Origin of the sequence: Paenibacillus terrigena DSM 21567, assembly GCF_000374845.1 — a bacterium.
Taxonomy (GTDB): domain Bacteria; phylum Bacillota; class Bacilli; order Paenibacillales; family Paenibacillaceae; genus Paenibacillus_K; species Paenibacillus_K terrigena.
Window position 1 is genome coordinate 670,340 of record NZ_KB895413.1, and the last position, 13,132, is coordinate 683,471.

The window sequence follows — 13,132 nt, forward strand, 5'->3', positions numbered from 1 at the left end:
GCATATGTAGCGAAAACTTCTTTTTGATTGGCGATAAAAACAACCGCTGAACGCGGTCGCTCATCTTCGAGAATACATCGATAGAAGTTTTTCTCATCTCCGATTATTCGCTATTGGTCAATTAACCCTTTCCTAGGCGAGTGCATACATTGTTAATACCAAAGTATGTGTCAGGGAGGGGTTTATTTGAAACGGAAATCATGGATTGGCTTGCTGCTGGTCGTGATGCTCAGCGGTATGGTGCTGTCGGCATGCTCAGGCTCGAAAGGCGAATCAGTGAAGGTCAAAGTCGGTGAAGTGACGCGCTCCATGTTCTACGCGCCGGAATATGTTGCGCTGGCCAAAGGCTTTTTCAAGGATGAAGGGCTGGATGTGGACCTGCAGACGACAGCAGGCGGAGATAAGACGATGACAGCGCTGCTATCGGGCGTCATTGACGTTGCACTCGTCGGTTCGGAGACATCAGTATATGTTGCGCAGCAAGGGGCGGATGATCCTGTTATCAATTTCGCGCAGCTTACGCAGACGGACGGTACGTTCCTGGTCTCCAGAAAACCGGTCGATTCGTTTAACTGGGATCAGTTGAAGAATTCTACTTTTCTCGGTCAAAGAAAGGGCGGTATGCCGCAAATGGCGGGAGAATTTACGCTTAAGAAGCACGGAATCAACCCACAAGCGGATCTCAATTTGATTCAAAACATTGATTTCGCGAATATTGCTACGGCTTTCGCTTCCGGTACTGGAGATTATGTGCAGCTGTTCGAGCCGCAGGCATCGATTTTTGAGAAGGAAGGCAAGGGGCATGTCATCGCTTCATTCGGTGTAGAGAGCGGTAAATTGCCATATACCGTATTCATGACGAAGAAGAGCTTCATCGATAAGAACAGCGATACCGTTCAGAAATTCACGAATGCGGTGCACAAAGCGCAAATGTGGGTGCAGGAGAATAGTCCGGAAGCGATTGCGGATACGATTCTTCCGTATTTCAAGGATACGGATCGGGACATTGCCGTCTCGGTTGTGAAGCGCTATAAGGAACAGGGCTCTTATGCAACGGATCCGATACTGGATGAGTCCGAATGGAATAACTTGATGGATGTCATGTCGACCGCAGGGGAATTGAAATCCAAGGTCGAGTACAAGAGCATTGTAGATACGTCATTTGCAGCAAAGTCCATGAAGTAATGAGGAGGGGGAGATACCATGTCAGATGTTCCCGTGGTCGGTCTTGAAGACGTTACACAGGTATATGTTACAGATCGGGAGGCAACGCTTGCGATTGACAGGTTCTCCCTCACGGTACAAACCGGTGAATTCGTCAGTCTCGTAGGGCCGAGTGGGTGTGGCAAGACGACAATCCTCTCAATGATAGCAGGTCTCCTGCTGCCTTCTTCGGGTCAGGTGCATGTGCTCGGAAGAGCCGTACAAGGTCCGACGCCCGTCGTCGGATATATGCTCCAGCAAGATTATCTGTTCCCATGGCGTACGATTCTGGAGAATGCGATGATCGGACTGGAACTCACGGGACAGAAGGATGATGCTTCTCGCGCCTATACCTTACATCTATTAGAAGAGATGGGTCTGCAGCATACGGCCAATTTGTATCCGCATCAATTATCTGGCGGCATGCGTCAGCGGGTGGCCTTGGTTCGAACGCTCGCGACCAAGCCGGATATTCTGCTGCTCGATGAACCTTTCTCAGCACTTGATTATCAGACGAAGCTGCAGCTTGAAGATCTCGTGGCCTTCACGATGAAGCAGCATAAGAAAACGGCGATTCTTGTCACGCATGACCTCTCGGAAGCCGTCGCGATCAGTGATCGTGTGATCGTACTCGAGTCTCATCCAGGCCGATTCCGGAAGGAATTCCAGATTCCGGATGCCATTCGGAATGCCGAACCTTTCTATGCACGCGAGCAGGAAGGCTTCAATGCCTTATTCCATGAAGTCTGGAAAGAGCTTGAATCGACGGAAAGGAGGACGACGTAATGGAATCGACTTCAGCGGGTAACGGCCAGATTCAAGAGCTTCATCAAGCGCATTTGCTTCGCAAGCGGAAAATTCAGCGGAAGGTATTGGGTACACAATTGCTGATTCTAATCGTATTTTTTGCTATTTGGGAAGTCGCTGGCCGCAATAAATGGATTGATGTGCTTCTATTTAGTTATCCAAGCAAAGTGTTTACCCAAATTTATCATGATATGTTAGATGGATCGATTTGGGTGCACTTAGGCGCAACGGTAGGCGAGACCATTGTCGGATTTGTGCTCGGGACACTGCTAGGAACGGCGCTTGCTGCGATGATCTGGTGGTGGGATTTTGCTGCGAAAGTACTCGACCCCTATATGGTCGTCTTCAACAGTATGCCGAAAGTTGCGCTCGGACCGTTATTTATTGTAGGTTTCGGACCGGGTTTTATGGCAATCGTTGCTACAACCTTGTCCATTACTGTCATGATTACAACATTAACGGTCTATCAGAGCTTTCGCGAGGTTGATCCGAATTACGTCAAAGTGATCCGTGTCTTCGGAGGGAGCAAACGGGATGTCTTCTATAAAGTGATCCTGCGGGCATCATTCCCAGCTATCGTATCGACATTGAAGGTCAATGTCGGCTTGGCCTGGGTTGGTGTGATCGTGGGGGAATTCCTTGTCTCGAAGGTAGGGCTTGGCTATCTTATTATTTATGGGTTCCAGGTATTCAACTTCACCTTGGTCCTCTCCACGTTAGTCCTGATTGCCGTCGTCGCAACGGTGATGTATCAATTCGTCGCTTATCTGGAACGGAAGCTAACCTGAGAGATGTCCCCAAGTTGTTCCTTCGCGCGAAATAGAGTACCATAGAGTTCAATGATCTTTTGTAAAGTGGGTTGACTTGAATGGGATTTCGTGTAGTAAAAACAGCCATTGCCACGTTGCTTGCGATTCTTATCGCGCAGTGGATTGGATTACCAGCTCCGCTGTCAGCGGGGCTGCTTGCAATTCTAGGTGTCGATGTGACACGGAAACGGAGCATCCGGGTCGTCACGGAGCGTTTCTGCGCTTCCATCATTGCTCTACTGTTGGGCAGTCTCATATTTTACATACTCGGTTTCAAAATATTTGCTCTAGCGGTCTATATTTTAATCGCATTTCCACTTTTATCTCGCTTCGGGATGAAGGATGGCATTATTCCGAGTACGGTGGCCGTATTCCATATTTTTGGCGCGGAATCGTTGACGCTTCATACACTAGGGTATGAGCTGTTGTCCGTAGGCATTGGACTTGGATCTGCGACGCTCGTGAACTTGCTCTATATGCCGAATATGGAAAAGCAGTTGATCGTTTTACGGACGCAAGTGGACCAGTTGTTCTCCGATATTTTTGTGCAAATCGAACGGAATCTGCGCGATGTGAACTATGCCTGGGATGGTCAAGAGCTTCTCGCGGTGGAGCGGGTTGTAGCGAAAGGAATTGCGCTCTCGAAGCGTGGACTTGACAATCAGATGCTTCGTACCGATGAAGGCTGGTATATCTATTTCTATATGCGACAGCAGCAGCTGAACTCGGTAGAACGAATGCTCGATCTGCTCTCCCATGTATATCAGAATCTCCCGCAAGGCGATCAGGCAGCAGATCTCTTTCATTTGCTCAGTGATGACGTCAAAATCAGCTATTATACTGGATTGTCGGAGACGAAATTAAATCAATTCATTGATGAAGCGAAGCAAATGCCGCTTCCTGTAACGCGTTCGGAATTCGAGGTGCGCTCTGCCATTCTTCAATTATGCCGCGAGTTACAACAGTTTCTGGCGATTGCACGGAAGGATAAGCAACGTCAATCATGATCCTATTTAATTAGATGAGAATCATATAAAATTATGTTTGACCATTTTATCAACATTCGCCTATATCCTGCATACACTTTAAATGAATGATTGTATGGAGGAGGTTAAAAGGATGGCATTAGCAGATAAACATCAATGTAGAGAGATTATTACGAAAGCAATCTGCGGCAAGGGTCGTAAGTTCTCTACCGTAACACATACCGTGACTCCGCCTCATAATCCAACCAGCATCCTGGGGGCATGGGTTATAAACCATCAGTACGAAGCAGTTCGTGCAGGCGACGGCATTGAAGTTATTGGTACTTACGATATCAACATTTGGTATTCATACGACAAAAACTCGCAAACTGATGTAGCCAAAGAAACGGTATCATATGTAGAACACGTTCCACTGTCGTATCTGGATCCGAAACATAGAGCGTCGACGCAAGAGGTTGCTGCGGAGGCAACGCAAGAACCGAACTGCGTCGAGGCGAGCGTGTCTTCTAACAAGTCGAGTGTATCGATCCGTGTGGAACGCGAGTTTGCCGTTGAGATGATCGCTGAGACCAAAGTCTGCGTCAAGGTCTGCCCGAATGGTTGCGCGGATCATGATGACAAAGATTACGATTTCAGCTACGAAGACGGCGATTATGATGATCTGGATCCGGATTTGCTCGATGATGAAGTGTAAGGGACTCGTTAGTCTAATATATGCATCTAGAGGGGCGGTGTAGAGGGCAGGAGCCCTCCTTTTTTTTGAAATATAAAAATCAGTTACACGAATCAATGAAATTCACGGGTTGAATGCGAATGGCGTTGTATGTGGGTTTCGGGGCAGCTGCTTGCCAGAAGCTTTGGTGTGCGTGAGACGGGGTGGTGGCTTGATGAATACTTGGATATGGACAGACGGAGAAGGAATGGCTCTCGAATTTGCCAGTATGCATCCGCCAAATGAACTGATACACGCGCTTCGACAGGTTAGCGGCATGGAGGGAAAAGTGACAAGACAACCAGATGATCCGGTGCCCCGCATGAGGTCGTCTCAAGCAACGAAAACCTTGATGTGGGTTCGTTGGGAAGGAACGGATGCGACAACCTCCAAATGGCTTGCACGGTTCCATGAACCGCAATCCTTCATTTACCGAACGAACTGTGATGCATCACAATTACAACGCCGGCAGGACGTGGATCTAAGCACAATATTAGCTCGGCATGGAGTACCTATCTCGCAAGAGAAGGGCATACGGCGTTATAAAGTACATGTCTATCATTTGCGTGTGCTCGCTGTTTTTCGTTGTGTCCTTTTAGGGCCAAGTGGCCTATCTTCGGATCAGCCTATCGATTTAGACCGCTCAGATGCTGTCATTCGTCGTATTTGCCGATTGGCAATTCGCGCACTCTATTGCGTTGGTTGGGATATTGGGGAAGTTCATATTGAGCAGCAGCAGAGCGGTGGGATGGTAGTGGTAGAGTCATTGCTATCCCCGCCAGAGCTCAGTTCCAAGGAACTAGCAAGGCATTATGCCCAAGCGATGCTTCATGATCGCGATCGATTTCGTGATGAAGCAGAGCGATCAACACCTGCCATGCTGGGGATGGACCCTGAGTTTATACTATATGATGCGGACCAAGGCAAGGCCGTATCTGCATCGAAATTTCTGCCAAAGGAAGGGCCTGTCGGCTGTGATGCCGTCTGGGTTCGAAGCAACGGAAATCGCTTGGATGATGAAGGGATAGAGCAGACGGTGACCGTGAATTCACCGATCTATCCATTGGTTGAGCTCAGGCCTGAACCGCGTGAAGAGCCGCGGGATTTGATCATTCAATTAATGCGCACCATGCAATTGGCGGCAAGAACGATTCCAGATTCCAATCTACGCTGGCTGGCTGGCGGCATGCCGCTGCCTGGACTTGCAATTGGTGGTCATATTCATTTTAGCGGTTTGTGGTTAAATGCACAGCTGCTTCGTGTGCTAGACAATTATATTGCACTCCCAATTGCGATCATTGAAGCCAAAACGTCGGCGAGACGAAGACCAAGGTATGGTATACTTGGGGATTTTCGCGTTCAACCGCATAGTGGCTTCGAATACCGAACCTTACCGAGCTGGTTGGTCTCACCTGTTGTGACCAAAGGGGTTATTGCCCTTGCGCAGCTCGTCGCATTGGAATATCGCCTTCTAACGCGTCGATATACGAATGACGACCGTGTCGTAGAGGCTTTTTATGAAGGCAATTCACAGTTCCTTGCCGATTATTTCGAACCGTTATATGATGATTTATCTCACCTCCCGTCCTACGGGAAATATGCCCGTTATATTGAACCGCTCATGGATCGGATTAGACAACGTGTTCCATGGGATGAGCAGCAGGATATTCGCAAGCTGTGGAAAATCCCTCCCTTTCAATGATCTGTCTCGTCATTTCTGTTATAATGAGACGGTAATGAAAGAGGTGGAGGTTCGGACATGGCCAAATATACGCCAATGATTGAGCAATATTTATCGATTAAAGCTGACGCTAAGGATGCGTTTTTATTTTTCCGTTTGGGCGATTTTTATGAAATGTTCTTCGATGACGCGATTCTTGCTTCGAAAGAATTAGAGATCACATTGACGGGCCGTGAAGGCGGCGCAACAGAGCGAATTCCGATGTGCGGGATTCCTTATCATTCTGCTGAAAACTACATTCACCGATTAATTGAAAAAGGATATAAAGTGGCGATTTGCGAGCAGGTGGAAGATCCTTCGGTCGCGAAAGGCGTCGTGCGCAGGGAGATTGTGCGTGTGGTGACGCCGGGGACGGTCATGGACAGCCGAACTTCGAATGAATCTGCCAATAACTATATGGTCTGTCTATCTGTGCTGGATGGACAACTTGGCTTATCCGCATGTGACTTATCAACGGGTGAGTTATATGTGACTTCGTTCCCTTATTCCAATGAGCGATTACTCGATGAAATGAACATATATACCCCTTCCGAAATTTTATGTGACGAGGAATTGTTATCACATGTCAGACAAGAATTTACGTTAGCGGGGAAGCCGGTGCTCACAACGTCGTGGCTGAAGAGCGACGATGCTCTTGTCGTGCGCCAATTTGGCGATTCGGCATGGTCCAGACTGGAGACGGTGCGTCGGCGTGTCGTGTCGCGGATGGTTGCTTATTTGAATGAGACGCAGAAGCGGTCTCTCGGGCAGCTGACGCAGATTCGCAGTTATGAGCCGGAGCATTTCTTGATTCTGGATCCGTTCACAAGGCGGAATCTCGAATTGGTGGAGACCGTACGCGAACGAGCGAAGAAGGGATCTCTACTCTGGCTATTGGATCAGACGGAGACGTCAATGGGTGCGAGATTATTGCGCAGATGGATTGATAAGCCATTAATGCAGCGGGCGGCGATTGAATCCCGTCTCGAGGCGGTAGACAAGCTGTTCCATCAATTTATCGTGCGAGAAGATATACGAAAGCAATTGAAAGAAATCTATGATCTTGAACGTCTTGTAGGTCGCGTTGCCTTCGGGAATGCCAATGGTAGAGATATGGTTGCACTGCGGACCTCGCTGCAGCAGATTCCGGCTTTGCTAGAATTGTGCTTGAATTCGCCTTCGACAACTTTGCGGGAGTTGGCGGCCGATGTGGATAGTTGTTCCGATGTGCTCTCCTGGATCGAGGCCGCTGTGATGGATGAGCCCCCGATTTCTGTACGAGATGGTGGATTGATTCGGGCGGGCTATGATGAACATTTGGATCAACTGCGCGAAGCGAATGTGAACGGCAAACGGTGGATTGCGGATTTGGAGCGCCGTGAGCGGGAAGCAACAGGTATCAAATCGCTGAAAATCGGGTTTAACAAAGTGTTCGGTTATTATATTGAAGTAACGAAATCGCAGATTGGTTCCTTGCCGGAAGGCCGCTATGAGCGGAAGCAGACACTAGCTAATGCAGAACGGTATGTGACTCCAGAGCTGAAGTCGAAGGAATCACTGATTCTGGAAGCAGAAGAGAAAATGGTGGATCTGGAATATAGTCTATTCGTACAGCTTCGGGACCGGATAGCGAGCGAAATTACACGATTGCAGAAGCTTGCTGAGAAAGTTGCTGAGGTCGATGTTTATCAATCGCTTGCAACCGTAAGCGCACAGCACCGTATGGTGAAGCCGGTATTGACCGATAGCGGAGATCTTATTGTAAAGGCAGGCCGACACCCTGTCGTTGAAGCCGTCATGAACGGTGGAACATTTATCGCCAATAATACGAAGCTGATTCGTGACCAAGAGCAGATTCTATTGATTACAGGGCCGAATATGGCGGGTAAAAGTACTTACATGCGTCAAGTCGCACTCATCTGCATTATGGCTCAGATGGGATGTTTCGTTCCTGCAGAGCACGCGGAGATCCCGATGATCGATCGGATATTCACACGAATTGGCGCGGCTGATGATCTGATTGGCGGTCAGAGTACGTTCATGGTGGAAATGATGGACATTCAAGTGATGACGGAGAAAGCTACGCCGCGCAGTCTCGTCATCATTGATGAATTAGGACGCGGCACGTCAACGAGCGAAGGGATGTCCATTGCGCAAGCCGTCATCGAATATGTGCATGATCGGATTGGCTGTAAAGCACTCGTGTCGACACATTTCCATGAACTGGCGCATCTGGAGAGCAGTCTAGGTGGACTCCGCAATTATTGTATGGCGGTTCAAGAGAATGGCAATGATGTGACCTTCTTGAGAAAATTGATTCCCGGTGCAGCGAGTACAAGTTACGGGATTTATTGTGCGCGGCTTGCTGGGTTGCCTGAATTGATTATTGATCGGGCGTATACCCTGCTGCAAGGGTTCGAATATGCAGAAGCAACGCAAGAGATGAGAGAAGTAGCCGTACGTGAGACGGCGTCAGCTGCTGAAGTACCGGCACAGACGGACCCAACGATTAATGTGGTTGATCCGGTCAAGGAGGAGCAACTCCAGGAAGTTGAGCGGAGTGAGGGCGTTGTGCAATTGTCCATTTTCGGCGATGAAGATTTCGCTTCATCGAAGCCTGTGAAGAAGGCGGATGCACGTGCGGAACGTGTCATCGCGAGTCTGCAAGCTGCGGATATCATGAATATGACGCCGCTGCAAGCGATGCAGTTGTTGAATGAACTGAAGCAGCAAGCAAAAGGTTTATCGTAACGGACGAGGGAAGAGGGGATGAAGGATGTCGAGAATTCATGTATTGGACGAGCATATAGCCAACCAAATTGCTGCCGGTGAAGTCGTCGAACGACCTGCATCAGTCATCAAGGAGCTTGTCGAGAATGCGATCGATGCGGGCAGTACGCGAGTCGATGTCACCGTAGAAGAGGGCGGTCTTCAGATGATTCGGGTCACGGATAACGGCTTGGGCATTGATGCGGAGGATTGCGAGAGAGCATTCTATCGTCATGCAACCAGTAAAATTGCAAATGGTCGCGATCTATTCCAAATTCGAAGCCTAGGGTTTCGCGGAGAGGCCTTGCCGAGTATTGCGGCGGTATCGAAGGTGGAATGTACGTCTTCCTCCGAAGATAGTGGACTTGGGCGTCGTATTGTCATCGAAGGCGGTACGCTGAAGATGAACGGTGACGCCAATGCTTCACGCGGGACTGATTTTACCGTGAAGGAATTGTTCTATAATACGCCAGCTCGATTGAAATATATGAAGACGATCCAGACGGAACTCGGGCATATATCGGATACGATGCATCGTATGGCGCTTGCGCATCCGCAGATTGCTTTTACCTTACGACATAATGGGAATATACTGCTGCAATCGTTAGGTAATGGGGATTTACTCCAAGTCATCGCTGCAATCTATGGGACTTCCGTCGCGAAATCGATGATCCCCGTGGAAGGGGAGCAGCTGGATTATCGGTTGACAGGGTATATATGCAAACCAGAGCAGACACGTTCGAATCGGAACGCGATATCAACGGTCGTGAATGGCCGGTTTATTCGGAATTATGCGCTGAATCAAGCAATTCAACAGGCCTACCATACCTTATTGCCAATCAATCGTTATCCGCTTGTTGTCCTGCATCTTGAAATGCACCCTACATTGGTCGATGTGAATGTGCATCCGGCGAAGCTCGAGGTGCGATTCAGCAAAGAAGCCGAACTATGCCAGTTCGTGCAGCATACCCTTGGACAAGCCTTGCAAGATCAAGTTCTAATCCCGGCTGCGGCGAAACCGAAGAGCGGGGAGAAGAGTGCGTATATTCAGGAGCAGCTGCAATTTGTGAGGAGAGATACGGGGATGGGGATGCAGGCAGAAGCATCATCTTCGCAATCGACGCTTACTCCATCGCCATTTCCGGTACATTCCGAAGATTTAGGATCGAGAAGCGCGGCCCAGGTACGTGTAAACACGGGAATGCCTGAGGTAGAATCGGATCGTACGCCGTTCTATGCAGATCGCAGAAGCCAGCAGGAACCGATTCCGACGTTAAGAGAGCGCGGTCCCTATACAAGCGGTGGCAATACAAACCCAAGATTGTACGCGGGTGTGAATCCAGGAGCATCGAATCAATTATCATCTCCGATGATGGAGCAATTATATCAGGCGCCAGAGACGAGCACGTCATTGCCAGCATTCCCAGAACTCTCGATGATTGGTCAAATGCATGGCACGTATTTGATCGCTCAGAATGATAACGGATTGTATCTGATCGATCAGCATGCGGCACATGAACGCATCAACTATGAGTTTTACTATGAGAAATTCGGCAATCCAGCGGCAGCTTCGCAAGAATTGCTGCTCCCGATTACGCTTGAATTTACACCCACGGAATCGGAGATGATTAAAGCACGGATTCCACTCTTTGAGCAGGCGGGTGTATTGCTCGAGCATTTCGGAGGTCAGACCTTCCTCGTGCGGGCCTATCCGCACTGGTTCCCAGAAGGCGAAGCTGAATCGCTTATTCAAGAAATGTCAGATTGGGTCTTACAGGAGAAATCTGTAGATATTGCAAAGCTGCGTGAAAAATCAGCCATTATGTGCTCCTGTAAAGCATCCATCAAAGCTAATCAGAAGCTTACGACGTTAGAAGCAGAGGTCCTTATCGAGCGGCTTGCAGCATGCAAACAGCCGTATACATGTCCGCATGGACGACCGATTGTCATTAGTTTTTCTACCTATGAATTGGAAAAAATGTTCAAACGGGTGATGTAAATTTGAGAATACCCGTTGTTAGACTTATAATAAGGGTGAGGTTATGATCATTACGACGGCAGATTCGTCTTCCGAGCAATCCGTGGCACGGGCTCAAATGCTTGCGCAAGAGCTCCAATGTCGCTATGTTACGAGACAGAGGCATTCAGTCTCGAAGCTCTATTCCATTTACAAGGACTCTGATATGATCATCATTACGGATCAAGAAATTCGGTATGTTCATCCAGAGAAGCCCGCGATGCATTTCCATCCGAGCATGTCGTTCGTCAGAGTCAAACGTCTACTACGCGGTGAGAATGATCCCATGCTTGACATTGCGGACATTCAACCAGGAGATACGGTACTCGATTGTACGGCAGGCCTCGGCTCAGATTCCATCGTGTTCTCTTATGGTGTTGGCATACGTGGGCGGGTCATATCGCTTGAAAGCCAGCTCCCTCTATTCGCACTCGTGAGAGAAGGGCTTCAGACGTATCAGACAGAGGTTGAGGCGATGAACGAGGCGATGCGCCGGATTCAGATGAAGCATGTGAGCCATGATGCATATCTGAGAGAACTTCCGGATCGTAGTGTGGATGTTGTCTATTTCGACCCGATGTTCAGGGAACCATTAATGGATTCAAGTGCTCTCAATTCGCTGCGAGATCTTGCGAATCATGCAGCGTTGACAGAGGAGAGCATTGAGCATGCGAAGCGCGTTGCACGCAAGTCAGTCGTATTAAAGGAACAGCGGGACAGTTCAGAGTTTGAACGGTTAGGGTTCTCTTGTGTTCACCGCAACCCGTCCAAAATTACTTACGGAGTGATACACATTGACAACAACGAATCATAAACCGCGCTTACTCGTGTTGATCGGGCCGACTGCGGTGGGCAAGACGGCGTTAAGTCTTGACCTCGCTAGAATGTTCAATTGCGAGATTATCTCAGGCGATTCCATGCAAGTCTATCGACAGATGGATATCGGGACGGCAAAGCTCTCGCCTGCGGAGCAGGAAGGTATCGAACATCATATGATCGATATTCATGAGCCGGACGAGCCGTTCTCCGTTGCGGAATTTCAGGAACGCTGTACGACGCTCATAGCAGAGATTGAGGGGCGCGGCAAGCTTCCATTCATCGTCGGGGGTACGGGGCTCTACGTGGAGTCGGTATGCTACGGCTTCGAGTTTACAGAGAGCGGGGCTGACGAAGCATTCCGGCTAGAGCAAGTTCAATATGCCGAGAAGCACGGCGCCGAAGCGCTCCATGACAAGTTAAGAGCAGTTGATGCGGTCTCTGCCGATCGATTGCATCCGAATGATCAACGCCGTATTATCCGTGCGCTTGAGGTGTACCACCTTACAGGTAATCCATTGTCCGAGCAGCTTGCGGGACAGACCAAGACTTCGCCATTTGAATTGTGTATTATTGGACTCACAATGGATCGCGCGCTTCTGTATCAACGGATCGAAGCACGTGTTGATCAAATGATTGAGCAAGGGCTCGTTCAGGAAGTGGAGCGTCTATTGAATCAAGGGTATTCGAGGCAGCTCGTTTCAATGCAAGGGCTTGGATACAAGGAGATTGCTGCCTTTATCGAAGGGGAATGTTCGTTCGAAGAAGCGGTCACATTACTCAAACGAGATACCCGAAGATTTGCTAAGAGACAGCTCTCCTGGTTCCATCATATGCAAGAGATTAACTGGGTCGATGTAACGAATCCAGAAAATTTTTCTGAGAAGAAGGAACTAATTCGTGATATAATAGCAGGAAAGTTTCACATCGATCTTGAATATATTTCAAAACAATCTAAATGATATGTGGGGGTACGGCTAATGAACAAATCCATTAATATTCAGGATACATTCTTGAACCAATTGCGTAAGGATAATATTCCCGTTACGGTATATTTAACAAATGGCTTTCAAATTCGCGGCGTGATCAAAGCATTCGATAATTTTACGATTGTGATTGATAGTGAAGGGCGTCAGCAAATGGTGTACAAACATGCGATTTCCACGTTTACACCGCAGCGAAATGTATCGTTAGTACAGGATAATAGCTCGAACGAATAATCTTTTTTGAAACTTTTTCATAATGAGTTTCGTTAAATGAAATAGTCATGGATTGGATGAGCAACCCTGAGAC

General features: G+C 48.5%; 11 protein-coding genes. All 11 read left to right on the plus strand.

Features of this window, described 5'->3' with window-relative positions; genetic code table 11:
* Window positions 1–186: 186 nt before the first annotated feature.
* The gene (locus tag C558_RS0107245; protein ID WP_018755587.1) at window positions 187–1,185 is read left to right on the plus strand and encodes an ABC transporter substrate-binding protein; all 999 of its coding nucleotides are present in this window, start codon (window positions 187–189) and stop codon (window positions 1,183–1,185) included.
* Window positions 1,186–1,203: 18 nt separating this feature from the next.
* A complete protein-coding gene (locus tag C558_RS0107250) occupies window positions 1,204–1,989 on the plus strand; it encodes an ABC transporter ATP-binding protein (RefSeq protein ID WP_018755588.1) in 786 nt (261 codons plus the stop codon).
* Complete coding sequence (locus C558_RS0107255; RefSeq protein WP_018755589.1) at window positions 1,989–2,798, plus strand: ABC transporter permease; 810 nt, start codon at window positions 1,989–1,991, stop codon at window positions 2,796–2,798. The genes C558_RS0107250 and C558_RS0107255 overlap by 1 nt, the downstream gene beginning before the upstream one ends.
* Window positions 2,799–2,878: 80 nt before the next feature.
* Window positions 2,879–3,826: an aromatic acid exporter family protein gene (locus C558_RS0107260; RefSeq protein WP_018755590.1), complete on the plus strand. Its 948-nt coding sequence runs from the start codon at window positions 2,879–2,881 to the stop codon at window positions 3,824–3,826.
* Window positions 3,827–3,938: 112 nt separating this feature from the next.
* Window positions 3,939–4,499 (plus strand): outer spore coat protein CotE, encoded by a 561-nt coding sequence (locus C558_RS0107265; RefSeq protein ID WP_018755591.1) that lies wholly within the window; start codon window positions 3,939–3,941, stop codon window positions 4,497–4,499.
* Between the two features lie 193 nt (window positions 4,500–4,692).
* Window positions 4,693–6,219: a putative amidoligase domain-containing protein gene (locus C558_RS30635; RefSeq protein ID WP_018755592.1), complete on the plus strand. Its 1,527-nt coding sequence runs from the start codon at window positions 4,693–4,695 to the stop codon at window positions 6,217–6,219.
* Between the two features lie 57 nt (window positions 6,220–6,276).
* The gene (mutS, locus tag C558_RS0107275; RefSeq protein ID WP_018755593.1) at window positions 6,277–8,988 is read left to right on the plus strand and encodes a DNA mismatch repair protein MutS; all 2,712 of its coding nucleotides are present in this window, start codon (window positions 6,277–6,279) and stop codon (window positions 8,986–8,988) included.
* Window positions 8,989–9,013: 25 nt separating this feature from the next.
* Window positions 9,014–11,005 (plus strand): DNA mismatch repair endonuclease MutL, encoded by a 1,992-nt coding sequence (gene mutL, locus C558_RS0107280; protein WP_018755594.1) that lies wholly within the window; start codon window positions 9,014–9,016, stop codon window positions 11,003–11,005.
* 43 nt (window positions 11,006–11,048) lie between these two features.
* Window positions 11,049–11,837: a class I SAM-dependent methyltransferase gene (locus C558_RS0107285; protein WP_018755595.1), complete on the plus strand. Its 789-nt coding sequence runs from the start codon at window positions 11,049–11,051 to the stop codon at window positions 11,835–11,837.
* Window positions 11,818–12,801: a tRNA (adenosine(37)-N6)-dimethylallyltransferase MiaA gene (miaA, locus tag C558_RS0107290; protein WP_018755596.1), complete on the plus strand. Its 984-nt coding sequence runs from the start codon at window positions 11,818–11,820 to the stop codon at window positions 12,799–12,801. The genes C558_RS0107285 and miaA overlap by 20 nt, the downstream gene beginning before the upstream one ends.
* An 18-nt stretch (window positions 12,802–12,819) precedes the next feature.
* Window positions 12,820–13,059, plus strand: a complete 240-nt coding sequence (gene hfq, locus C558_RS0107295) for an RNA chaperone Hfq (RefSeq protein WP_018755597.1) — start codon at window positions 12,820–12,822, stop codon at window positions 13,057–13,059.
* The last annotated feature ends 73 nt before the right edge of the window (window positions 13,060–13,132 follow it).

Excerpts from the sequence above, each read along its gene's own strand:
- C558_RS0107250 (WP_018755588.1), top strand. The coding sequence starts at position 1,204 with ATGTCAGATGTTCCCGTGGTCGGTCTTGAAGACGTTACACAGGTATAT.
- C558_RS0107255 (WP_018755589.1), top strand. The coding sequence starts at position 1,989 with ATGGAATCGACTTCAGCGGGTAACGGCCAGATTCAAGAGCTTCATCAA.
- C558_RS0107260 (WP_018755590.1), top strand. The coding sequence starts at position 2,879 with ATGGGATTTCGTGTAGTAAAAACAGCCATTGCCACGTTGCTTGCGATT.
- C558_RS0107265 (WP_018755591.1), top strand. The coding sequence starts at position 3,939 with ATGGCATTAGCAGATAAACATCAATGTAGAGAGATTATTACGAAAGCA.
- C558_RS30635 (WP_018755592.1), top strand. The coding sequence starts at position 4,693 with ATGAATACTTGGATATGGACAGACGGAGAAGGAATGGCTCTCGAATTT.
- mutS (WP_018755593.1), top strand. The coding sequence starts at position 6,277 with ATGGCCAAATATACGCCAATGATTGAGCAATATTTATCGATTAAAGCT.
- mutL (WP_018755594.1), top strand. The coding sequence starts at position 9,014 with ATGTCGAGAATTCATGTATTGGACGAGCATATAGCCAACCAAATTGCT.
- C558_RS0107285 (WP_018755595.1), top strand. The coding sequence starts at position 11,049 with ATGATCATTACGACGGCAGATTCGTCTTCCGAGCAATCCGTGGCACGG.
- hfq (WP_018755597.1), top strand. The coding sequence starts at position 12,820 with ATGAACAAATCCATTAATATTCAGGATACATTCTTGAACCAATTGCGT.